The 22,842-nt window shown below is 46.3% G+C and carries 23 protein-coding genes, 3 pseudogenes and 1 riboswitch; of the genes and pseudogenes, 20 read left to right on the top strand and 6 right to left on the bottom strand.

Features of this window, described 5'->3' with window-relative positions; translation table 11 throughout:
• Positions 1 to 163 precede the first annotated feature (163 nt).
• The 14 genes and pseudogenes from Pmgp_RS19700 (at position 164) to Pmgp_RS07235 (ending at position 13,207) form a co-directional block, all read left to right on the top strand.
• Positions 164 to 337, top strand: coding sequence for a hypothetical protein (locus Pmgp_RS19700; protein ID WP_192902838.1), 174 nt, complete (start codon positions 164 to 166; stop codon positions 335 to 337).
• A gap of 435 nt (positions 338 to 772) precedes the next feature.
• A complete protein-coding gene (locus Pmgp_RS07295) occupies positions 773 to 3,073 on the top strand; it encodes a YcdB/YcdC domain-containing protein (RefSeq protein WP_134213339.1) in 2,301 nt (766 codons plus the stop codon).
• A gap of 181 nt (positions 3,074 to 3,254) precedes the next feature.
• A pseudogene (locus Pmgp_RS07290) lies at positions 3,255 to 3,457 on the top strand (formate dehydrogenase accessory sulfurtransferase FdhD); the annotation flags it as partial.
• Positions 3,458 to 3,588: 131 nt separating this feature from the next.
• Complete coding sequence (gene nifS, locus Pmgp_RS07285; RefSeq protein WP_134213337.1) at positions 3,589 to 4,749, top strand: cysteine desulfurase NifS; 1,161 nt, start codon at positions 3,589 to 3,591, stop codon at positions 4,747 to 4,749.
• Positions 4,750 to 4,755: 6 nt separating this feature from the next.
• Positions 4,756 to 5,676: a quinolinate synthase NadA gene (gene nadA, locus Pmgp_RS07280; RefSeq protein WP_134213336.1), complete on the top strand. Its 921-nt coding sequence runs from the start codon at positions 4,756 to 4,758 to the stop codon at positions 5,674 to 5,676.
• A 62-nt stretch (positions 5,677 to 5,738) separates the two neighbouring features.
• Positions 5,739 to 6,116 carry a Fe-S cluster assembly scaffold protein NifU gene (nifU, locus tag Pmgp_RS07275; RefSeq protein WP_134213335.1) on the top strand — a complete coding sequence of 126 codons (378 nt, stop codon included), beginning with the start codon at positions 5,739 to 5,741 and terminating at the stop codon, positions 6,114 to 6,116.
• Positions 6,113 to 6,217: a hypothetical protein gene (locus Pmgp_RS07270; RefSeq protein WP_486644361.1), complete on the top strand. Its 105-nt coding sequence runs from the start codon at positions 6,113 to 6,115 to the stop codon at positions 6,215 to 6,217. Before nifU ends, Pmgp_RS07270 begins: the two co-directional genes overlap by 4 nt.
• 239 nt (positions 6,218 to 6,456) lie before the next feature.
• Positions 6,457 to 7,149, top strand: a complete 693-nt coding sequence (cysE, locus tag Pmgp_RS07265) for a serine O-acetyltransferase (protein ID WP_134213410.1) — start codon at positions 6,457 to 6,459, stop codon at positions 7,147 to 7,149.
• A 177-nt stretch (positions 7,150 to 7,326) separates the two neighbouring features.
• Positions 7,327 to 7,429: riboswitch (SAM riboswitch) on the top strand.
• Positions 7,430 to 7,502: 73 nt separating this feature from the next.
• Entirely contained in the window at positions 7,503 to 8,783 is a 1,281-nt protein-coding gene (locus tag Pmgp_RS07260; protein WP_134213334.1) for a homocysteine synthase, read from the top strand.
• Positions 8,784 to 8,863: 80 nt separating this feature from the next.
• Positions 8,864 to 10,090 (top strand): homoserine O-acetyltransferase MetX, encoded by a 1,227-nt coding sequence (gene metX / locus Pmgp_RS07255; protein ID WP_134213333.1) that lies wholly within the window; start codon positions 8,864 to 8,866, stop codon positions 10,088 to 10,090.
• Positions 10,077 to 10,685, top strand: coding sequence for a methionine biosynthesis protein MetW (metW, locus tag Pmgp_RS07250; RefSeq protein WP_192902837.1), 609 nt, complete (start codon positions 10,077 to 10,079; stop codon positions 10,683 to 10,685). Before metX ends, metW begins: the two co-directional genes overlap by 14 nt.
• 266 nt (positions 10,686 to 10,951) lie before the next feature.
• Positions 10,952 to 11,239, top strand: coding sequence for a hypothetical protein (locus Pmgp_RS07245; RefSeq protein ID WP_134213331.1), 288 nt, complete (start codon positions 10,952 to 10,954; stop codon positions 11,237 to 11,239).
• 360 nt (positions 11,240 to 11,599) lie between these two features.
• Positions 11,600 to 12,409, top strand: coding sequence for a HesA/MoeB/ThiF family protein (locus Pmgp_RS07240; protein WP_134213330.1), 810 nt, complete (start codon positions 11,600 to 11,602; stop codon positions 12,407 to 12,409).
• Between the two features lie 558 nt (positions 12,410 to 12,967).
• Complete coding sequence (locus Pmgp_RS07235) at positions 12,968 to 13,207, top strand: sulfurtransferase TusA family protein (RefSeq protein ID WP_134213329.1); 240 nt, start codon at positions 12,968 to 12,970, stop codon at positions 13,205 to 13,207.
• Positions 13,208 to 13,907: 700 nt separating this feature from the next.
• On the opposite strand, the gene Pmgp_RS07230 is transcribed toward Pmgp_RS07235, so the two are convergent.
• Together Pmgp_RS07230 and Pmgp_RS07225 are read right to left on the bottom strand one after the other, a co-directional pair.
• Entirely contained in the window at positions 13,908 to 14,240 is a 333-nt protein-coding gene (locus Pmgp_RS07230) for a hypothetical protein (RefSeq protein ID WP_134213328.1), read from the bottom strand.
• Positions 14,241 to 14,510: 270 nt separating this feature from the next.
• A pseudogene (locus Pmgp_RS07225) lies at positions 14,511 to 14,760 on the bottom strand (transposase); the annotation flags it as partial.
• A gap of 460 nt (positions 14,761 to 15,220) precedes the next feature.
• On the opposite strand from Pmgp_RS07225, the gene cysK reads away from it, so the two are divergent.
• From cysK to Pmgp_RS07200, 6 genes and pseudogenes are all read left to right on the top strand, one after another.
• Positions 15,221 to 16,153: a cysteine synthase A gene (gene cysK, locus Pmgp_RS07220; RefSeq protein ID WP_134213327.1), complete on the top strand. Its 933-nt coding sequence runs from the start codon at positions 15,221 to 15,223 to the stop codon at positions 16,151 to 16,153.
• A 41-nt stretch (positions 16,154 to 16,194) separates the two neighbouring features.
• Positions 16,195 to 17,078, top strand: a pseudogene (pdxS, locus tag Pmgp_RS07215) (pyridoxal 5'-phosphate synthase lyase subunit PdxS).
• 109 nt (positions 17,079 to 17,187) lie between these two features.
• Positions 17,188 to 17,655: a radical SAM protein gene (locus tag Pmgp_RS07210; RefSeq protein ID WP_427910022.1), complete on the top strand. Its 468-nt coding sequence runs from the start codon at positions 17,188 to 17,190 to the stop codon at positions 17,653 to 17,655.
• Positions 17,633 to 17,824 carry a hypothetical protein gene (locus tag Pmgp_RS20830; protein ID WP_427910021.1) on the top strand — a complete coding sequence of 64 codons (192 nt, stop codon included), beginning with the start codon at positions 17,633 to 17,635 and terminating at the stop codon, positions 17,822 to 17,824. Before Pmgp_RS07210 ends, Pmgp_RS20830 begins: the two co-directional genes overlap by 23 nt.
• A 900-nt stretch (positions 17,825 to 18,724) precedes the next feature.
• Positions 18,725 to 19,000 carry a hypothetical protein gene (locus Pmgp_RS07205; RefSeq protein ID WP_134213326.1) on the top strand — a complete coding sequence of 92 codons (276 nt, stop codon included), beginning with the start codon at positions 18,725 to 18,727 and terminating at the stop codon, positions 18,998 to 19,000.
• A gap of 165 nt (positions 19,001 to 19,165) precedes the next feature.
• Positions 19,166 to 19,402, top strand: coding sequence for a hypothetical protein (locus tag Pmgp_RS07200; RefSeq protein WP_153189195.1), 237 nt, complete (start codon positions 19,166 to 19,168; stop codon positions 19,400 to 19,402).
• 21 nt (positions 19,403 to 19,423) lie between these two features.
• On the opposite strand, the gene Pmgp_RS07195 is transcribed toward Pmgp_RS07200, so the two are convergent.
• The 4 genes from Pmgp_RS07195 to Pmgp_RS07175 form a co-directional block, all read right to left on the bottom strand.
• On the bottom strand, positions 19,424 to 20,056 hold the full coding sequence (locus Pmgp_RS07195) for a hypothetical protein (RefSeq protein ID WP_134213324.1): 633 nt from the start codon (positions 20,054 to 20,056) through the stop codon (positions 19,424 to 19,426).
• A 25-nt stretch (positions 20,057 to 20,081) separates the two neighbouring features.
• Positions 20,082 to 20,615 carry a zinc metalloprotease gene (locus Pmgp_RS07190; protein WP_134213323.1) on the bottom strand — a complete coding sequence of 178 codons (534 nt, stop codon included), beginning with the start codon at positions 20,613 to 20,615 and terminating at the stop codon, positions 20,082 to 20,084.
• A gap of 605 nt (positions 20,616 to 21,220) precedes the next feature.
• A complete protein-coding gene (locus Pmgp_RS07180) occupies positions 21,221 to 21,718 on the bottom strand; it encodes a hypothetical protein (protein ID WP_134213321.1) in 498 nt (165 codons plus the stop codon).
• A 108-nt stretch (positions 21,719 to 21,826) separates the two neighbouring features.
• A complete protein-coding gene (locus Pmgp_RS07175) occupies positions 21,827 to 22,558 on the bottom strand; it encodes a hypothetical protein (protein WP_134213320.1) in 732 nt (243 codons plus the stop codon).
• Positions 22,559 to 22,842 lie beyond the last annotated feature (284 nt).

Below are 22,842 nucleotides of genomic sequence, written 5' to 3'. Positions count from 1 at the left end.
TTTTGTGGAATCTTTCCGGGGATATCAGCAAATAAGAAGGGGATTATATTCACAAAAGCGCACCGTTTCTGGCGGTGTGCTTTTTTCCTACAGTAAGAAAAATTACATGTTCAGGTTTATAAAAGGAAATTATGCAGATACTAACATGCGAGGAGGTGAGAACATGCTCAACAAGCAACAGCTGCAAACCTGTATTCAAAAGTGCCAGTCTACTGCCAGTGAGCTCAGGACCATGGCTGCGGATGCCGCGGCGCCGGCAAAACATTCTCTGGATCAAGCCTACATGTCCATTGACGCCTGCATCAAACAATGCCAGGACGCTCTAACCAAAATATAGGGTCATACGGTTGCAGCAAGGAGCCTGTTAACAGGCTCCTTTTTATGTCGCGGGATAGCCAAAGTGTTTCCGGCCTGTTTGTCGAATTAAGATATCAATGCGTTTAATTACCGGGCTATATCCATCGATAAGGGCAAAAACCACAAAGTATGGCTGCGACAAGTGTCAGGTAGGCGTTCCCTGTGAAAGCGGCATCCCTAAAAAGTAAAATATTTAGTGAACCGGTAATTAACGCCATACGTCAGATTAATATAAGTAAAGATCGACAGATGACCATGCCGCTGGAAATGGTTCGATCCACTGGGGACATTCCTCTTTAGCAGGTGTGTCCCCTTTCCTCTGGGGAATTTCCGGGGATAGCAAAATTTTTTGGGAAAGGAGGCAAGGCGCTGCCCAAATACATAGACGGTTAGTTTTATGTAAGGAGGAATAGCAATGTTTTTCCGTTTTACTGGCATCAAAACTTTTGGGGTCTGTCTGGCTGTGGTTTTACTATTTTTACTGCCTGGATCGTCACGGGCTGAAATTACCCCGGCTGATACCCAGAGTGGCAGGGATGTTGCGACAGTTCAAGCCTCAGACGCCAGCCCTTCTGAGGCGGGGGAACAGTCAGCCGCTGTCAGCCTGGAACAGGCGATCAGGATCGCCAAGGAAGCATTTGCGGTACCCGAAGGTCTCAGCCAGTTTACAACAGGGTTCGACCAGTCGGGTGACCAGTCTTTTTGGAACCTGCGCTGGTATCGTTCCGGTGACTACGGCGGTGAAATGAATGTACGGGTAAATACCCAAACAGGTGAAATCTGGAGCATGAGTCAATATGTCCCTCCTGCTCCAGGCCAGGAGTACCAGGGACTGCCGAAGTATAGCAGGGAGCAGGCTGAGAGCGTGGCAGCCGCGCTGGCTGAAAAGCTGCAGCCGGAGCGTTTTAAATTCACCAGCCTGCAGCTGCAGCAATATTATTACCAGCCGCTTACCTTCCAGAAGCGGGGGCAGATAGAGTACCAGTATAACTACGCCAGGATTGTCGACGGTGTGCCTTACGCGGAAAACGGGATCAGTGTCTCGGTAAGCGGTGATACCGGGCAGGTGATTCGCTTCGACCTGAGCTGGGATGAAATAAAGGGCTTTCCGCCCGCCGCCGGCCGGATCAGCCAGGAACAGGCCGAGCAGATATTCAGGACGGAGGCCGGGCCGGAGCTGACTTACTTCCGGGAGCGCACGCCGGGAGGCAGGGAGGTGTCTCTTAAACTGGTGTACCGCCTGCCGGGATCTCAGGACCGGGCGGTAATTGACGCCCTTACCGGGAAGGTGCTGAACAGGGAAGACGATTTCTACAGTTATTATAATCTGGACGCGGGCGGCGGTATGGAGAAGAGGGCCAACAGCCAGGCAGCCGTCCCTCTCTCTCCGGTAGAAGAGAGCGCTGTTGAAGAGGCCAAGAACCTGCTTTCCAGAGAGAGAGCCCTGGATATGGCCAGGTCCGCCGTAAAGGTGCCGGAGGAGTATGTGCTGAACAACAGCAGGCTGGAACAGGACTACCTGTTCCAGGACAAAAAAATCTGGCACTTTAACTGGGAGGCCGGCAGCGGCGCCGAACGCAAAGCTATGGACATCGCCGTGGACGCTGCTACCGGAGAACTGGTGTCCTTCAGCACCAATGCTTACCGCACCATGTATGACTATCTTCGAGTGAAGGAAGTTAAATTCAGTAAAGAAGCAGCTCTGAAGATTGCCGGTGATTATATTAAGAAAGTACAGCCGGCCAAATGGGAGCAGATTGAGTACAAGAACAGCCGCCCGGAATATGGACCTGTAACCGACCAGGAAGGGAAGCCGCAGGCCCGTGCCTACAGCTTTAACTGGGTGAGGCTGGAACAGGGCGTTCCCTTCCCGGACAACGGTTTCAACCTGGTAGTAGACAGTGTCACCGGCGAAATAACCAGTTACCGTATGACCTGGTGGGATGTTGAGTTTCCTGACCCGCAGGGTGTGCTCAGCCGGGAGGCCGCCGCTGACAAGTACCTGAAGGGCGCTCCGCTGACAGCGGCATACATGCGTATCTGGACAGGGGATATGTATTCGAAAACACGCCAGGAAGGACAGGTATACCTGGTCTATTATACCGCCAGGCAGAATTTCACCATGCTGGACGCCTTTACCGGTGAACTGCTGGACTACCAGGGAAATGTCGTAATACCGAATAACCAAAAACAGAAGTTTGAAGACCTGGAAGGCCACCCCGCCCGTGCCGCGGTGGAACTGCTGGCCCAAACAGGTATTGTCACAGCCGGCGGGAAATTCCGCCCGGATGACGCAGTGACCCAGGCTGAACTGATCACCATGCTGGTTAAGAGCAGCGGGCAGTATCCCGCGTGGGAATTAAAAACAACTGCCGCGGCCAAGGAGCCCTGGTATCAGAAGTACTACGAAACAGCCGCCCGTTTGGGGATTATCCAGGTAGGGGAAAGCCCCGATCCGGATCTGCCGGTCACCCGTGAGGTGCTGGCCCGGCTGACCATTCACGCCATGGGTTTTTATAAGGTGGCCAGCCTGAGCGACCTTTACGTGCTTAATTTCCAGGACGCCGGTGATATCACTGACTACCTCAGGGGGCATGCGGCCCTGGCCGTTGGGCTCGGCCTGATTGAGCCGGTGGATGGTAAATTCCAGCCCAAAGCGTTGGTAACCAGGGGTGAAGCCGCAGAGACGCTGGTCAGGATGCTGAAGAACAATTAATCGGAGAGCCGGGGTCTTAACGGGTCCCGGCTCTTTGCTTTTTAATCATTAGAATAGCGCCTTCCCCATAGGCACTCAGTTTTTGCACCGTTAATTCTCTGCATTTCCGCGTCCAACAGCTTTTCACGCAAATCCAACATTTCTTCTCTGTAAGTATAAGCTTCGATACTCATGGTTTTCTGATAAAATCCTCGTTTTCAGCGGCCGTATTTCTTCAGAGATACTAATTAAGGTTGCAAAAATGGGAATACCTGTGATTGTTTCCCGCTTGGCCCCGACCGAGCTTGTGGTAAAACTGGCGTACCAGCTGGGGATAACCGTGGTTGGTTTTGCCGGGAGGACAGGCTCAGTATATATACCCACCATAAACGAGTCGCAGATTAAACATCTAAAGCTTTATAATTAAAAACTATTGACATATTCCGAGCGTTTTCATATGATATATTTATAATTCCAATTGGATTACTATGTTTATATTAGAAAAAACTACAGAGCAGGTTAAGGAGGTTCGTGTAGTGCGCAGTGTTTATTTTGACCACAGTGGGACCACGCCTGTTCACCCCGCAGTGGCTGAAGAAATGTACAGATACCTTATCGGGGATAGTTTCGGCAATCCTTCCAGTGTCAACCATCTTGGGCTCCAGGTCCGCAAAAAGGTGACGGAGGCCAGGGATATTGCAGCCCAGGCCATTGGTGCCGCCCCCGGTGAGATAGTGTTTACCAGCGGCGGGACTGAATCAGACAACATGGCCATCCATGGCGCGGCCTACACCAACAAAAGCAGAGGCAACCACATTATCACCAGCGCTGTGGAACATCATGCTGTACTTAACACGGTAAAAGCTCTGGGCAAGCAAGGATTTAATATCACTATCCTGCCGGTAGACCAGTACGGTATGGTAAGCGTGGATGACGTGGCCGCCGCAATTACCGACAGAACTATTTTGATTACAATTATGCATGCGAATAACGAGGTCGGCACTATTATGCCGATAGCGGAGATCGGGAAACTTGCCAGGGAGCGTAAAATAGTTTTTCATGTAGACGCGGTGCAGAGTTTTGGTAAAATTCCGGTAAATGTTGATGAGCTGGGGGCTAACCTGTTGTCCCTGTCAGGGCACAAGATTTACGGGCCCAAAGGAATCGGAGTTCTATATATCCGTAAAGGGACACGCTGGCGGCAGACCCTCTTCCACGGCGGCGCGCAAGAGCGCCTGCGCAGGGCCGGCACTGAGAATATTCCAGGCATCATGGGACTGGCCAAGGCAATCGAACTGGCCATGGAGAACAGGGAAGCCGAAAGCGCCAGGTTAATGGTACTGCGGGATAAATTAATCAAGGGACTTACCAGCATAGAGAATGTCAGGCTGACCGGACACCCCGTGAAGCGCCTGCCAAACCATGCCAGTTTCCTGTTTAAGTGCATCGAAGGTGAATCGATGCTGATCAGCCTTGATATGAAACGTATCGCGGCTTCCACCGGTTCAGCCTGTACATCCGGCTCACTAGAGCCGTCTCATGTGCTGCTGGCGATGGGGATTCCGCATGCGGACGCCCATGGTTCACTGCGCTTAACTCTGGGTAAAGATAATACCGATGATGACGTTGACTATTTACTCGAAGTCATTAAACCGATTGTGGAAAAACTTAGGAACATGTCTCCACTAGAGGATTGATGCACAATGGATCAAAAAACTATACAGGAACTATCGGATAAAATACTTAATCTAAAAAAAGAACGCAATGCAGTGATTCTGGCGCATTTCTACCAGCGTCCGGAAGTACAGGAAGTGGCGGATTTCATAGGCGACTCTCTCGGTCTCTCCCAACAGGCCGCGAACACCGAAGCCGAGGTGATTGTATTCTGCGGAGTTCACTTCATGGCCGAGAGCGCATCCATCCTGTCTCCCGACAAGATCGTGGTCCTGCCTGATGAAAACGCCTGTTGTCCCATGGCCGACATGGTTGACGCGGTGCAGTTGGATCGGAAAAAGCGGGAGATGCCTGAGGCCACAGTCGTATGTTATGTGAATACTTCCGCAGAAGTGAAGGCGGAATGCGATATTGCCTGCACTTCCGCAAATGCGGTTAAAGTCATAGCGTCTTTACCGTCAGGTAAGCCGATTCTATTTGTTCCCGACAAAAACCTGGGACACTATATTATGTCCAAAACAGGGCGGGAAATGACGCTGTGGGACGGCTATTGTTACACCCATGATCGCCTCACTCCTGAAGACATTATTAAATCGAAGGAGGAGCATCCGGAAGCCTTGCTCATGGTTCACCCCGAGTGCCGCCCCGAAGTAATTGCCCTGGCCGACACAGTCTCAAGCACTGCTGGAATGCTCCGTTTTGCCAGGGAAAGCAATGCCCGTGAATTTATTATAGGCACCGAGACGGGCATTCTTCATCCTCTGTGCAAGCAGTGCCCGGATAAAAAGTTTCACATTGTTTCAAATAAACTTGTCTGCCCCAACATGAAAAAGACGACTTTGGATAAGGTCTACAGGTCACTCATAAACCTTGAGCCCAGGGTAACAGTGCCCGAGAAGATTAGGGAGCGGGCAATTTCCTGCTTGAAGAGGATGCTGGAAATTACTTAAGATGGATTTTAGCCAGGATATGAATGTCAACTATTATTATTTTTTAAAAGGAGACTGTAGAGATGTATTCGGAAAAAGTGATGGATCATTTTACAAATCCCCGTAATGTTGGGGAGATACCTAACGCTGACGGGGTAGGCGAGGTCGGCAACCCCGTTTGCGGGGATATCATGAAAATTTATATTAAAGTTAAGGATAATGTTATTAAAGACATAAAGTTTAAAACTTTCGGGTGCGGCGCGGCCATAGCCACCAGCAGCATGGTAACGGAAATGGCAAAGTATAAATCCCTTGAAGAAGCTTTAAAGCTAAGCAACAGCCAGGTAGCAGAAGCTTTGGGCGGTCTCCCCCCCATAAAAATGCACTGCTCCAATCTGGCTGCTGACGCCCTGCATGCAGCTGTTAATAATTTTCGAAAAAATGAACAGGTGATTAAGTGAAAGTTTTCGTTGCGATGAGCGATGGTGTGGACAGTTCAGTTGCTGCCGCCCTGCTGGTTGAACAGGGCTGCGAGGTAATCGGAGCGGCCATGCAGATCTGAGATCAACGGTTACGAAAATAGAAGGAGAGCGGTCAGGCGGTAGATTTACTACCGGGATGATTTCATGATTGGCGGAGGTGTTATTAGCAAGCGTATTCAGGGTTGAGAGAGATATGATGCTGGAAGAGATCTTTACTAACCGTTCATGACATGAGGAGAAATCATGACAAGGTGTTTCCTAACAAATTATGTTTCATGTTTCAAGATCGAAAGAAATAGAGCTGAGATGGGAGAAAAAAATGTTCAGAGGGCTGCGTAAAAATATCCGGGTGGTAATGGAGCGGGATCCAGCCGCCAAATCAGTATTGGAGGTGATTCTCTGCTATCCCGGGTTCCATGCCGTTATTATGCACAGGATAGCCCACTGTTTCTACAGGTGCCGCTGGTTTGTCACTGCGCGACTTATCTCCCACCTGGCCCGCTTTCTGACCGGTATTGAGATCCACCCTGGTGCTAAAATCGGGGAGGGACTGTTTATTGACCACGGTTCCGGTGTCGTTATCGGTGAGACTGCCGAGATAGGTGATAACGTTACCATTTATCAGGGTGTTACCTTGGGCGGCACAGGCAAGGAGAAAGGAAAGAGGCACCCGACCATCGGCAACAATGTGGTGGTCAGCGTGGGCTCCAAGGTGCTGGGGTCCTTTACCGTCGGGGACAACTCCAGGATTGGAGCGGGTTCGGTGGTTTTGAAAGAAGTTCCGCCCGACAGCACAGTGGTGGGGGTACCCGGTAAAGTGGTGGCCAGGAACGGTCGGAAGGTCGAGCCGCGGGAGGACTATGAAATAGACCTGCGCCACGATCTGTTGCCGGACCCCGTGGCGGAAATGATCCTTTGCCTGCAGAAAAAAATTGACAAGCTTGAAAAACGGCTCATGCAGATAGAGAAGGACAGCTCGTCGGTGGAAACAGTCTGCCAGGACGGGGGATAAAGTGCGGGGAAGGCTGCCTGTTTGTTTCGGAGAAGGATGATAAATCACAGGCACGAACAATGTGATCATTTGTTCAGAAGACTAAAGCGGGTGGTTTAAAATTTTAGTTGACGAGGGGGTTACCTTTAAATATAATCATACTAAACCAATAAGATAAATATAATATATAATACTATTTTCTTATCCAGAGAGGGGGAGGGACGGACCCGATGAACCTTCGGCAACCTCAAGCACTACTTGAAAGGTGCCAATTTCCTCCGGAATGCCGGAAAGATAAGAAGAGAGTTTTAAACCTCTTCTTAGTGAAGGGGTTTTTAATTTAAATGACTTATTAGACAGGGAGAGATGCAATCATGACAATTGGGGCAAAAGGATTTGAGACTCTGGCAGTTCACGCCGGGCAGAAAGCGGATCCGACAACCGGCTCACGTGCGGTTCCAATCTACCAGACAACATCTTATGTATTCAGAGATTCCGATCACGCGGCAAACCTTTTTGCGTTGCAGGAGGGTGGAAATATTTATACCAGGATCATGAACCCCACCAATGATGTCCTGGAACAGCGGGTGGCCGCGCTGGAAAACGGGGTTGGTGCCCTGGCTACTGCTTCGGGGCAAGCGGCGGAGTTTCTGGCGATAGCCAATCTGGCTGGCGCGGGGGACAACATCGTGTCTGCCAATAGCCTGTACGGCGGCACATACAACCTCTTTAAAACCACACTGTGCCGTTTTGGGATTGGCGTTTCGTTTGTGGATCCGGAAGATCCGGAGAATTTCCGCCAGGCGATCACACCGCGCACGAAAGCGATATACGCAGAAGCCAGCGGCAACCCGAAGCTCGATGTTATCGATTTTCAGGCGGTTGCGGACATAGCCCATGCTGCCGGCATTCCGTTTATCGTTGATAACACCGTAACCACGCCCTGCATCTGCCGTCCGTTAGAGCACGGCGCTGATATAGTAGTCCACTCTGCCACCAAGTTCATCGGCGGGCACGGTACCTCCATCGGTGGGGTCGTTGTAGACGGGGGGAAGTTTGACTGGGCTAATGGCAAATTTCCGCAGTTTACCGAACCCGACCACACCTATCACGGTGTGGTTTACACCGAGGCCTTTGGCCCGGCGGCATTTATTGGTAAGGCGAGAGTGCACCTGCTGCGCGACCTGGGACCGTGCCTGAGCCCGTTTAATGCCTTCCTGCTGCTGCAGGGGCTGGAAACCCTGCCGCTCCGGATGGAGCGGCACAGCCGGAACGCGCTGGCAGTGGCAAAATTTTTAGAGCAGCACCCGCAGGTAACCTGGGTAAACTATCCCGGCCTGCCCAGTCACCCGTCGCACGAACTGGCCAAAAAATACTACCGCGGCGGCTTCGGCGCGCTGTTAACTTTCGGAATCAAGGGAGGCCAGAGGCCAGCCAAGCGCTTTATAGACTCGCTGGAGATCTTCTCGCTTCTGGCGAATATCGGAGATGCCAAGTCCCTGGTCATTCACCCGGCCTCAACCACCCACCAGCAGCTCTCAGCAGAAGAGCAGCTTGAAACCGGTGTAACTGAGGATTTGATCCGCCTGTCCGTCGGAATAGAGACTGTCGACGACCTGCTGGAAGATTTGGATCATGCCCTGAACAAAGTCTGATTGGCAGAAATGCTATAGTACGACAGGTGAGTGTTCTCAACAGTCGCAGAGTTTATATTGTTAGGTTGGAGGTAATAAAAATGAGTGATGTGTTGAACGTGCTTACAGATAAAACTCCTAAGAAGTTCGACGGACCCGAGGCGCCATGTTCCGTAGGCTATGTGTCCCCCCGGAATGTCAGGCTTGCTGATGAGGCAAACCCACTTCCCCTTGAATGCGGGAAAGCGATCTGGCCGATAGACGTTGAATATGAGATTTACGGGGGACTTAATGAGAAAAAGGACAACGCCATCCTTGTCCTCCATGCACTTTCCGGCGACGCTCACGCGGCTGGTTGGTATCATGACGCCGAAGAATTAGGGAGGCCCTGGCTGGCGAAACGACCCGGGTGGTGGGACAGTATGATCGGTCCGGGAAAGGCGTTTGACACAAAAAAATACTGCGTCATCTGTTCAAATATACTGGGCAGCTGTTACGGCACTACCGGTCCCTCCTCTATTAACCCAGAAACAGGAAGGCCGTACGGCCTTCGTTTCCCGGTTGTGACCGTGGGGGACTGGGTCAGGCTGCAGGAGCGGCTGATCAGCTGCCTGGGCATTGAGCGCCTGGTCTCTGTGGTCGGCGGTTCTCTTGGCGGGCAACAGGCGCTGGAATGGGCCTTGGCCTACCCTGACCGTGTGGCTTCGGCTATAATGATCGCCTCAACAGCATGGCTGACCGACCAGGGGCTTGCTTTCAATGCCGTATCCCGCAAGGCGATTACTGCAGACCCGGGTTTTAAAGACGGAGATTATTATAACACTATAGGACCCGATCAGGGATTGTCAGTTGCCCGGATGCTGGCCCATATCACATATCTTTCCGAGATCTCTATGCACCGCAAGTTTGGGCGCAGGTTTTGCAACGGCGACAGGCCAGGGTTCCAGTTGGAAGCTGACTTTGAAGTTGAGGGCTACCTGCGGCACCAGGCGGAGTCCTTTGTGGAGAGATTTGACGCAAATAGTTATTTATATATTACAAAGGCTGCCGACTACTATGACGCGTCGGCGTGGGGCGGCGGCGACCTGGATAAAGCATGTGAAAAGATCAGCAGTAAAATCTTACTGGTATCGTTCTCCTCAGATTGGCTATACCTGCCGGGACACATGAAGAAACTGGCGCTGACCCTAGGCCGGAACAGGAAACAGGTAAGCTACGCCAATATTCAATCTTTGTACGGGCACGACGCTTTTCTGCTCGAGGTGGATAAGCTGACGCTGCTGGTGCGGAATTTCCTGGAGGGTGGTGGGCAAATTGACAGTAAATAAACAATACCGTTTTGACCATAAGGTTATATATGACCTTATTCCGACAGGGAACTCCGTGCTTGACCTCGGCTGCGGCAACGGCGAACTCTTGTCGAAGCTGATCAGGCAAAAAGGCGTTAAGGGTCTGGGCATTGAGAAGGAATTCGACCTGGTAGCTGAAACAATTGCCAGGGGTGTGCCCGTCATCCACTCCGACCTTGACGAGGGGCTGGCTGGGCTGCCCGACCGTTTTTTCGATTACGTTATCCTGGAGAAAACCCTTCAGGCGGTTAAGAGGCCGCTTTTCGTGTTGGGGGAGATGATGCGCGTTGGGACCGCCGGTATTGTCAGCTTTCCCAACTTCGGGCACAGGCAAGTTGTTTTATCGCTTTTATCGACAGGGAAAATGCCAGTGACACCAAACCTGCCCTATCAGTGGCATGACACGCCAAATATTCACCTTTTTACGGCGAAAGACTTCCTTGACTGGGCCGGGGCTAATAATGTCAGGATTGAAAAGGGATTTTCCTGGACCGGCAGCGAGATTGTTCCGTTTAAAGAGGAGGAATCGGCTCTCGCAGAAGAAATTCTGTTTGTAGTCTCAAGGGAAGGCTGATTGCAGAGTTATGGTTTTGTTGAAAATTTTGTGACTGTTTTGTTAAGCCATCGCCCTATACAGGGTTACAGGATTTAGTACTTAATAGCCAGAACTTATTATAGTAATCGTAAATACATATTAAACTTATATGTTTAAAAATGATACTATAGACGTAGGACAATTTTATACTCTGACTTATACTCAAATTTTGAATTAAATTAGAGTGAAGGGGGTTCTAAAACTGACATGGAATCAAGGAAAAATCTGGGCGGGGAGGTTATAAAATGAGCCAACAAGAAGTTAATCGAGAAGGTTATGAACAAAAAGATATCGATGAAATGAACCAATATATACCTTTCGTAGATACAAAAATTTTTTGGAAAGAAGATTATGGTTGGACATCTCGCTATTGGGAAAGTTTAAGAAAAATGGGATGGACATTAGTTAAGTCAAAAAATGATCCAGAAACGGTTATTGCTCTGGATGAAGCAGGGCATGAGTGCCTTTCGGCGTCTCCAGACAGGATAGCTTTGTTAAAATTATTAACTAACTATTTCCTTGGTGGTGGTTAGGATTTTTGGAGCAGTGTTCAGTAAGTGCGGTTTGACTGGCTATAACATAACGAAGCAAAAGCGGGCCTGCCACAGCAAAAGAAAAGCCGAACGGTCAATTTACATCGTTATACCATTTGTAGAATACCCTATTACTTTTGCCAAAATACACCTTGAACCGAAGGATATGCAGGCAGGTCAAATACCTGAAGTTTTCCTTAAATGAAGGAAAACCGATTCAAAGCGTATCCAGGAGTGTTGAAAACGTGGGACATAAAATGATAAAAAATTGAACAGGTAGGAAAAGAGTACCGGTTATTGATTGAAAGAGAAAAATAGGTTTCTGATTCAGATTTGGAATTTAAAGGAGTGTTATCGGGATTGAGTCTTAATGACGATCAGATAGTGCGCTATAGTAGGCATATTATCTTACCCGAGGTGGGTCCTGGAGGTCAGAAAAAAATCAACAACGGCAGGGCGCTGCTTATTGGAGGGGGGGGGTTAGGTTCCCCCGTGGCCTATTACCTAGCTGCTGCAGGGGTGGGAACTATCGGTATTATTGATGACGATGTTGTGGATTTAAGCAATCTGCAGAGGCAAATACTGTATTTTACAGCTGACGTTGGCAAGTCCAAGGCGGTTTCCGCCAAGGAAAGGTTGACAGCTTTAAACCCCGACTGCCAGGTAGTTGCATACCAGGAAAGATTGACGGCATCAAATATAATGAGAATTATTGGAGACTATGATGTTGTTGTTGATGGTACCGACAACTTTGCTACCAGATTTTTAGCTAACGATGCCTGTGTCATTACTAAGAAGCCGTTTTTCCATGGCGCGGTGCTAAGATTTTTCGGTCAGGCTTTGACTGTTTTGCCAGGGAAAGGGCCGTGCTACCGCTGTGCTTTTCAAATACCGCCGCCACCCTCAATAGTTCAGACTTGTGCGCAGACGGGTATTTTAGGGGTTCTCCCGGGGACAATCGGTTTGATCCAGGCTACAGAAGTTTTAAAGTATTTTCTGGAGATAGGAGACTTACTGGTGGGTAAGCTGCTGACCTACAATGCCCTGGCTATGGAATTCAGCAAGACTGAGATTCGGAAGAATCCGGACTGTCCTGCCTGTGGAATTAACCCGGCGCTTCTTAAACTGGTCGACTATGAACAGCAGGTGTGCGATTTGAAAACCAGGTAAATATTTAGAGGATCACTTTGGAGCATATGGGCAGCCTGGGTCGTCAAATACTCATAAAAGAAATACTTGACGGCTACGGGACTGTTCTGGCTGCTTTTTTACAGGGGTGTGAACAGCACTTTCTATTCCAAGTCCGTATTCATAAAGGTAACAAGCAAATCGTTTCCTTAATAGTTTAACTTTGCCTGGCTGCAGACTCTAATCCAAAATTCCAACGAAACAGAACTGGTTTATCGCTTATTTCCTAAATGCATAGTTTGGTTTGCTCTTCTATCTCATCCTTCGACTTTATGCGAATCTGCCAGGTAAACTCTTTGCCATTTTTGAAAAAAGGATTCAATGATAATAAGCCATGACCCGTGCTTAGAGGTAAAAAAATTAAAACCGGTTTGTAATTATAGTAAGTTGCTTTATGGAGTTTAACCTGCTGGGTACTTAATGGTTTGGAGATGGACCGCCAGCGATTCTCGCTACCTTGTGTTACAGCATGTTGGAACAGTCCAGAGTTCGTTTAAAGAAATCCAAGTCTTTGGGTATCAAAGAAGAGGGGGTTAATTTATGAGTAACAATAAAGTCGATGCAACATTGGATATTACTGATGTCGTATGCCCTGTAACCTTTGCCAGGACACTGCTTAAACTTGAGGACATGATGGTGGGTGAGGTTTTGGAGGTTTTTTTGAATGACGGGGAGCCTCTCCAGAAAGTTCCTAAAAGCATTACCGATGAAGGCCACAAAGTTATTTTAATTGAAAAAGTCGATAGTAAATACAGGATGCTGGTTGAAAGAGGGGAGTAAGTCTTTTGGCCATCATGTAGAGAAGGTGTCTTTGTTGAGTTAAGAAACCTTTTTTCTATGGTGATATCCTCAGATTTTCCGGACGGTTCCTTGCCATGATACCGGCGCGGGGGCTGTGTTACAGGTGTATTTTTTGGCGGGCCGCCGCTACCATGTTCCGCACCCACCTCTGCCGAGGCAGGTGTGCTGTCGGGAACCATAGATGTTATTCATGCGACGTAAGTTTTGAAATACTAAACCCCGCCATAACCGGGCTTGTGGACTACGAACCACCGGTGTGTTCAGCTAAAGGAGTAGCGTGAAAAATAACTTGTATTGAGCATAAAAGGGCGCACTAAACTAAAGCCTTTAAAGACCTAAAAAAATCAAGTTTTATTTTAAGCCACAGAAATGTGGGGGGTAATCCCCTGTGAAGTAATGATTGTGGCAACGAGAAAAGTTTTATGCACATCGACACCACAACAGAGTAGTTTGTATCTTCTCCTTAAACTAATAATAACAAAGTGGTGAAAACTGCGCACCATTTTTCATTACTATTTGTGCCGCCAACGGTAGCGGCGGAATGGAGGTTTATATGGGAAAATCTAGCCCGGATGTCAAAGTGCACTGCACCCGGTATAGACAATGAGACGGTCGGTGGAGCGCTGAAAGATTTTAACCTATGGATTGAGAAACTTATGAATTCAATTCATCGTAAGAGCTATAAGCCTCCGGCGGTTAGAAGAGTCTGGATACCAAAACCAGGCAAATCAGAAAAACGCCCGATTGGAGTTCCTTTTTCTATATTGACAATCAGGCCGGCGGCTCCCCGCAGGAGAGTGTTGAAACCCAATCTCAAACTGATAATCACGACAGGGTAACCGTCGAGCCTGGGCCCGGCGGTGAAAACAGTGCGGTGACCCAGCCAGACGTCGCTCAAAAAAACACTTTGACAGATGATGACAGTCAGGAAAGTCAGCCAGCTAAAAATAGCGGCGGTGCCGCAAACACTCCCGCGGAGGGCACAAATCCGGATATCCTGCCGGACGGCCAAAACCCTGATACTATGGCAGGTAATACCACTCCCGAAGTAAAACCGGATAACGGTTCAACAACTAAACCACCGGACCCACTCAAACCGGCCAATCCGCCCAAGCCGAAACCTGGCTGAGGGAAACCCTGTCCGTAAGCTTCCGTTGGGAGCTAGTGATAAAATTTTAATCAATAGTGAGATAAACCTTCCCAAATGGGCTGTTGACAAATTAATTTTGGGTCAAACGTAATTAGGGCTTGCTGTATAAATTCTCTAATTTAAAAACTGCTCTTAGACAATTGCATAACCATTGTAACTTTTGGCTTTCAAAAGCCTCCAAGATAGCCCTTAGAAAATGGTAATAAAGAAGCCGGAGTCTGTGCTCCAAGTTCATTACCAGGAACTGCAGCGAAATGATGCTTTCTGCTGTCTCTTTAAGGCGTGCCATGATTCTGGCCAGGCCGTATCTACGCTTGCATATGCCAAAGCCGCCTTCAACAGCGTTACGCTCCCTCATGTCTTGGCGTGCAATTTGCTTCTCTTGTCTGCTGTCAAGTCAATCATGTTATATTACCTCGTATTTCAAATTCAATCCTTCAGTGTAGTTCAAAGCTCCTTTAACGCTGGCTTCAGCACCTGAAAGATCCAGTGCCAGATCCCCAAATATCTCTTTTTGCTACTTCAAGATTAACATCTTCCAAAGCTGTAACTTCATATGTTCCGGTAGTATATGTTTTCTTAATTCCATAAATCTTTATCCTCTATGGCAATAAAATATCTGCAACAGATTTTTATTGACAAAATATTTACTAGAATATAATATTTAATAAACAAATAGATTTAGTGTATATTAAAAGTATACTAATAAACTGTGATATACTCGGGGGGGATTTAAAATCATCCATTTTATATGCCATGCTTATTAAAATAGTAAGATAATTAAAAGTATTTATTGGCGAAAGACAAACTTTAAATTAACTAAAACCAGGGAGGTAAAAACAATGGCCAAAATCGCGAACAACCTGACTGATTTAATCGGGAAAACACCCCTGCTGAAACTGAACCGGGTAACAGAGGGATTGGAGGCGGAGGTTGTTGCCAAGCTTGAATCCTTCAATCCCGCCGGCAGCGTTAAAGACCGGATTGGTTACAGCATGATCAAGGATGCGGAAGAGAAGGGACTGCTTAACAAGGACAGTGTCATAATAGAACCCACCAGCGGCAATACCGGCATCGCCCTGGCATTCGTGGCCGCGGCCAGGGGTTACAAGCTGATCCTGACCATGCCTGATACCATGAGTGTTGAACGCCGCAATCTTTTAAAAGCTTACGGAGCTGAGCTTGTTCTAACGCCCGGTGCGGACGGAATGAAAGGCGCCATCCGCAAAGCCGAGGAACTGGCAGCCCAAGTACCAAATTCTTTCTTGCCCCAGCAGTTCAAGAACCCGGCCAATCCGGAGATCCACCGGGCTACCACTGCGGAGGAGATATGGGAAGACACCGACGGCAGAGTGGATATTGTTATTGGTGGTGTCGGTACCGGCGGTACTATCACCGGGGTTGGCGAAGTAATAAAAAAACGCAAGCCTGATTTGAAAGTAATTGCCGTGGAGCCGCTGGATTCACCGGTTCTGTCGGGAGGAAAGCCCGGCCCCCACAAGATCCAGGGAATTGGCGCCGGTTTTGTGCCGGATGTTTTGAACCTGGACATAGTTGATGAGATTTATAAGGTAAAAAACGAAGAAGCTTTTGAAACCGGCCAGAGACTGGCCCGGGAGGAAGGCTTGCTGGTGGGCATTTCATCCGGCGCGGCGGCTTTCGCTGCCCTGCAGATTGCCAGGCGGCCCGAGAACAAGGGCAAACTGATCGTGGCGGTACTGCCGGATACCGGTGAAAGATACCTGAGTACAGCGCTGTTCCAGGAATTGAAATAAAATTTGATCCGATCAATGCGCTTTAGAAGGAGGAGAAGAAAATGACCGAACACGGGACTTGGATCTTGAAAAAAGGACTGGCAGAGATGCTTAAGGGTGGGGTGATCATGGATGTCACCACGCCGGAGCAGGCCAGAATAGCTGAAGAGGCCGGAGCATGCGCCGTTATGGCTTTAGAAAGGGTGCCGGCTGACATCCGGGCGGCCGGCGGAGTGGCCAGGATGGCCGACCCTTCAATAATTTTACGCATCATGGAAGCGGTGACTATTCCAGTGATGGCCAAAGCCCGTATCGGTCATTTTGTTGAAGCACAGATCCTGCAGGCTCTCGGTATAGATTATGTTGACGAGAGCGAGGTGCTGACACCAGCGGATAATCTTTTTCACATTAATAAGCATGCTTTTAAAGTTCCTTTTGTCTGCGGCGCCCGCAACCTGGGTGAAGCCCTGCGCCGGATTGGTGAGGGTGCGGCTATGATCAGGACCAAGGGGGAGCCCGGGACCGGTAATATTGTCGAGGCTGTTACCCACATGCGCGCCGTCACGGGAGAGATTCGCCGCCTGCAATCTCTCCCCGCGGAGGAGCTTATGACAGCGGCCAAGGAATTAGGGCGCCCTATGAACTGGTGGTTGAAGTAGCCCGGTCGGGGCGGCTGCCGGTTGTAAATTTTGCGGCCGGCGGTGTGGCGACTCCCGCTGACGCGGCCTTAATGATGCAGCTGGGCGCCGATGGTGTTTTTGTAGGTTCCGGGATTTTCAAGTCTGCTGACCCGCCGGCCAGGGCCAGGGCTATTGTTGCTGCTACCACCCATTATAATGATCCGGAGATCCTGGCCAAGTATTCCGGCGGGCTGGGTACGGCCATGAAGGGACTGGAAATTGCCAATATACCGGCAGCCGAGCGGATGCAGGAGAGAGGCTGGTAAAAATCACGCTTTTTAACCAGTTATTCATTTAGAAAAAGCTCTCGGGTATGTTTATGTGGCGTTATTTACTTTTTATCATAAAGTACCTATTTAAAATGGAGGTATTGCCGTGTTGGAGAGGGTCTTTAATAAAATAGAGAGGGAGCAGGAGCTGAATAAGGATGACATAATAAGTCTTCTTGCTTTGGAAGATGAAGAGAAACTTAAGATACTTTACAGACTGGCAGATCGTTACAGGCAGAAATACGTCGGCGAGGAGGTCCACCTGAGGGGCTTGATTGAGTTCTCAAATTACTGCCGTAAAAACTGTTTTTACTGCGGCATCCGCTGGGGAAACCAAAAAGCTAACCGCTATCGCATGAGCTTGGATGAAATACTTGATAATGTCAACGATGCTGAAAAACTGGGATATAAAACGGTGGTCCTGCAATCCGGGGAGGATCTATATTATACTTCTGATAAACTTGTTGACCTGGTCAAAAAGATCAAGCAGCGTTCTGATGTTGCGGTAACCTTAAGTATCGGGGAGCGTCCAATTGGGGGCGAACGTGCTTATGCCCAATGTTACGCCGGTTAAATACCGGGCTCTATATGAACTTTATCCCGCCAAGGTCTGCATCACTGAGAACGCCGAGCAGTGCCATGGTTGTATCCACGGGCGGATATTCTCAATCGGGCGCCCGGTCAGCCAGGGTTACGGCCACTCTTTTTATCCGTCCCGGAACAAGGCTGAGGCCATAGGGTGATACTGAACTCGTAAGGGTCAAGTTTAGAAAAACGAGACATAATTAGTTTTAAAGGATAACAAAGCACACATATTTGAAAGTTGACAAGAGTCTGTGGCAAAAGCTATTTAATCAACTTCCAAATAGGGTCTCAGACATACAGTCTAAAAAATACTATATAAAACCTTATTATTGCAACAAGAAGCATTATTAATAAATTGAATTGGATGAATACATACTATATTGGTATACGCTAAAATGTGGATACAGGATTACCTTTATAGTGTCGCTGCTGTTTTGAACTATTTAGAAATTAACCTTGGTCAGAATATTCTGTTAAGTATCATATTGGAACATATGTTTCCCCGGTTTTGGGTCTTGACTTTTTAAATCTAGTTTTATGCAACACTACTGTCAATAAATAGTAAAGATCAATAGGTTTTTCGCCATTTCGTGTGAGTTCTAAAATCCTAAAGCAGCCGCCTTTGACATGAAGCCTCGCACTAGTGTTTCCAATGGCCAAAGAACCACAGCTTTGCCTGTGGCCCTTCCCAATCAAGGCTAACACAGGAATTCTCCATGTCAAGACTCTCCGCCTCGTTCCGATGAACAGCCGTAAACTATATGTTTACCCACACAAAAGGACGAGAGACGGTCAATACGAACATATTTCTTAGAGTTTTTTTTAAACACCTTTTTCTTAGCATTATTTTAAAATGATAGGGGTATGAGTAACAAATGAAAAAAATTAAATTGTTATTATTTGTTATGATGATGATGATAATAGTGATATACTGCACTGGTTGCACTCTTGAAGAATCAAATACTAGCTACGAACCTTTGTGAGTACCCAATCAGTCGCATGGACTAAAGATAAATAGTTCAAAAATAAACCTGGTAAAACAGGAACAAAAACAAATTGTGCAATTGCAATTAATTATTGAAAATATAACAAGTGAAGATTTTAATGAGATAAGTATTACAACAAATTTTCCGAATATCCAACACGAAGAAAAACATCTACAGGAAAATGCTGGTGTATCATTAAAAGCTGGAGAGCAAAAACTATTTAATATTGAAGCTATCTATGATGTATCTGATAAGCAGATTAAAAGAAGAGATTTAAAGCGTATGACAGTTGGTTATTCTTACAGTATTAGTAACAGTTTTTACACTGGACTATTTGTACAAAAATAAGTTGGTGCTTTCGACAGATGCCCGCCGCAGGAAAGCAAACTGCTCTTCATAAGGGTCAAAGGTGCCCATATATAACCAGAGACGTGATGAGCATCGACTTTTCGACTGGCATACAAACTATTCTCCTGCCAGTCCGCGGAGGACAGCCTGACGCTGGCTATGGCTATGTGCGAGCGGGCTCTCTCACCTATAGACGGCAAACTTATTGTAACTGAAGGGGATGAAGCTTACGGCGGGTCTTCGCTGCATTCGGCTTCACCTGATGGGGAGATCCTTTCTCCCTTAATAACAGGATATATCCCTGCAGATGGATGTGCCTTAAACCCCGACGGCAGCGGGATACCCAAAGCCGAAAAGAACTACTTTCTAATAAAAGTAGTTCTTCGTTATACCGACTTATGATGTTAATCAATAATATATAAATTATTGGGTTAATAGACCTAATAACTCTCCTTCTGTCATTTTTTTCAAATCACGTATTTTAACATATTCAGTTTTAGATACAATTTGTACATTTCCAGACGTAATCTTAAATTGCCAAGGCTCAGCGGCACCATAATAAGTTCCTTCTACACCATTCTTCAAAAATAATACATACTTTTGGCCTGGTTCCAATGATATGCCCCCGTATTCGTCTATTTTAGACCCATCATTTAGCTCGCTGTATTCCGGGTAAACGATACTTATATTATTATCACCATTTCCCTTTAGCCACTGAGATACTTTAAATTCATATTCCTGGCTCATACATTTCCAGTCTTTTGCGTATTCTTTAGGGTTTTTGGGATCTTTAGCGAGATTTCTTGAATTCTGACTTCTATTAACAACTTCCCCGACAACAATGCAATCTGATTCTTTAGATAAATCTTTTATAGTATCACGAGTATCATAATCACTAACAACAACATTTTCTGAATTGTCACTTAACGTTGTATAGCTTAAAAAGTCTGGTTCCTCTGACTTTTTTGTGTTATGATTTACAATAGTAAAAGTTGTTATAGTTGCTACTAAAATCAACACAAGAAAAACAACCGGTATTTTTTTAGAGATTAACAATTAAATTACCTCCTCGTGAATAGTTTTAATAAACTTGACAAACAGCACTTATATCAAGTGATTGTGGTACGAAAATGAAATTTTTGTCTCTATTAGGATTCATAATAACATTGCCAGAATTATGAGCCAAACTCATTGCATGACCAACCTCATGGTTCGCGACACTTCTTCTATAAGTATCTGTTTTACTTTCACATACAAACTGATTAATTTCGCACCATGCACGTACATAACTACTAGTAGTATATGCCATCTGACACCTTCCAGCCTCATTTGCATTTTCAAGGTAGTATACTCCACCCATCCTATTGTCTGAACAACCAGAAGGTGTTGAATCTGAATAACCCCACTGAAAATCACTTTGTGCCCCATTCCAATCACTTAAAGCTGTTTCAAATGCACTTTGATATGGCTCCCATGTTCCACCCCATTTATAAGCAACAACATTGCCATAATAAAAATTTTGTTTGAAAGAATATACATTATAAGCGTAAGCATTAACAATACCTATTAATAATATTAATATCGAAATAAAAACAATTGATATTTTTTTTAACATTAATAATCCTCCTTTGTGGTAAAAATGGTATGTCTCACGAAAAATTCGCAAGTAAATGGTATCTCCTTCTGTTACTGGAGCAGAATATCTATAGGTTTAATGAATTACATTGCCCATTGGATTCACCCCCCTTCATTTATTTTGTAACCCAGCAGGTGCAGGTTTAAAAAATAATCACATTGCTCCAACTGTATTTACTACTCCATCTGTTTCGAAAAATGCATTCACATTAAGACGAATGAAAACGGTTTTTGGTTCCCAAAATTATGAAAAAAAAATTAAAAAATTCTTCCGAAAAAATGGATCCAAATCTCATTCTCAATCGTCTTAATGTAGTACTTTATTTTTGGAAAGGGGAATGTGGTATGAAGGGGTTTCGGAAAAGTGTGTTGTCTTTGATGTTGGTGGTTGTTTTTCTTGGAGTAGCTTGTGCCGCTTATGCGGCGCCGGCAGGTTGAAAGCGCCGCCGGAACCAGGTAAGGCGTATAAGGAAGCGTGTATTGAAATGGCCCCGTGCTTGTAGGGGGCCATATAACCACAATTATCTACATCAAAATATCGGCGTTATTTATAATGATCTTCTAACCGCCCCCCCTCGTTCTCAATCAGCGAATCCATCGGTACTTTTTTACTACCCATATGCCCCCAGGACCTTTTCGATTTGGTTGTTGCAGGTACGTCTCTATGATGCCTTTTGAAGTTGATAAGATTACACTTGCATTTCCGTCATCACTCTTTTCAACTTTTTCAATGCTTAGTACATGAAGTCCCAAGGAAATATGTATAAAATCCAATGCCGTACCATCCGGGGAAAGGCGACCGACCTTATGTCCTTGATCAGTTTCACTTTGCATTTTTTCTATTTCTTTATAGTCCAGGCTAATATCTATCCATTCTTCGCCCTCTGAGTCAAAGTGATCGACATTCTGCCCCCGGTCAGATTCATTTTGTTTTTTTTCTATTTCTTTATAGCCTGTGCCAATATCTGTCCGTTCTTTATTATTGTTTTCTGAAGTTATGTTATAATTAGTAACGAAAATTATCACCAGGCCTGCAAATATTAAACCTATTATGCCTAACCTAAAGCTGTTCCTAATTGTCAAAATATCAACTCCTCGAATAAAATAAGCAGGTATTACGGGGAGAAGGGAAAAAGTAGTAATCACTCAGCTCCAACATTGAGGAGCTGAGTGATTATATATAATTAGGTCTTAGGGTAAATCTGTATAAAACACCTCAACCCAGCGACTTACTAGAGGTCCTCCAAATCCGAGTTCAGTAGCAACATCATGTGAAAGATCAACACCTGCAGGGTTTAGTACTGTCCTATCAAACTCATCTAACCCGTTATTGTAGTTATCGAAATATGCTGCTTCGGCTTCTGGTTTTCCTAGGGGAAGATCAGTAAATGTTCTCCTTGGATTGCTTCCAGTAGCGGAGTCCCAGTAATTATCGTTTTCATTCCATGGGCCTGCCTCTTTTATAAAAACATAATATGCCCAATACTCGGGCTGTCCAACTACTTGAGAGCGTATATTTACAGTATACGGTGGGTTTGGGTATGTGTAGTCCGTGCCATAGTTAGCGAATTTAAGGTACTTATCGGGCAGTGCAGCTTCTCTGTCAGTATAGGCGTCATATTGAGTAGCATATACATATTGAGAAGAGATATCGGATTTAATTGAAATATCCCCCTGCTTTTTAAATCTTTGATTTCTGTATTCTGTCTCGGAGGACCACCATTGACGAATCCACTTACGGAATTCAGGATATCGCTTTCCGAGAAGCGTTTTCAATTTACTGTCGGAACCTTGAAGTGAAACTTTTAACTCTTGTTCATAGCTTATATTTTTGTCATTTTCTATCTGTTTTTTAAAATCCCTGCATTTTAAAAATTCTTCCGCTGCTATTGATCGTAATTGTTCAAGTTCCTCATTTGTCAAACTAATGTCTGATTTCAATTGCTGGACGTCGGATTCTAATTTCGTATCCTGGGTATAAAGCAGATAGTGCAACACTGGTTTGACCAACCAAGGGTCATTGTCATTACCACTTGTTTGTGCACTTACATTATTGGTAAACAAAACGGAAAAAGCGCATTGTGTTTGTCAATCAAAAAGTTTACCACTGTGATCACGTAAAAGTTTACCACCCATAAGAAGGGGATCAGCTCATTTGGAATGGTAATTATGGAATATTATTACTGGCGGTCTTTTAGCAATATTAT

The organism is Pelotomaculum propionicicum, from assembly GCF_004369225.1.
Taxonomy (GTDB): Bacteria; Bacillota; Desulfotomaculia; order Desulfotomaculales; family Pelotomaculaceae; genus Pelotomaculum_B; species Pelotomaculum_B propionicicum.
This window is presented reverse-complemented; position numbering and strand designations above follow the sequence as displayed.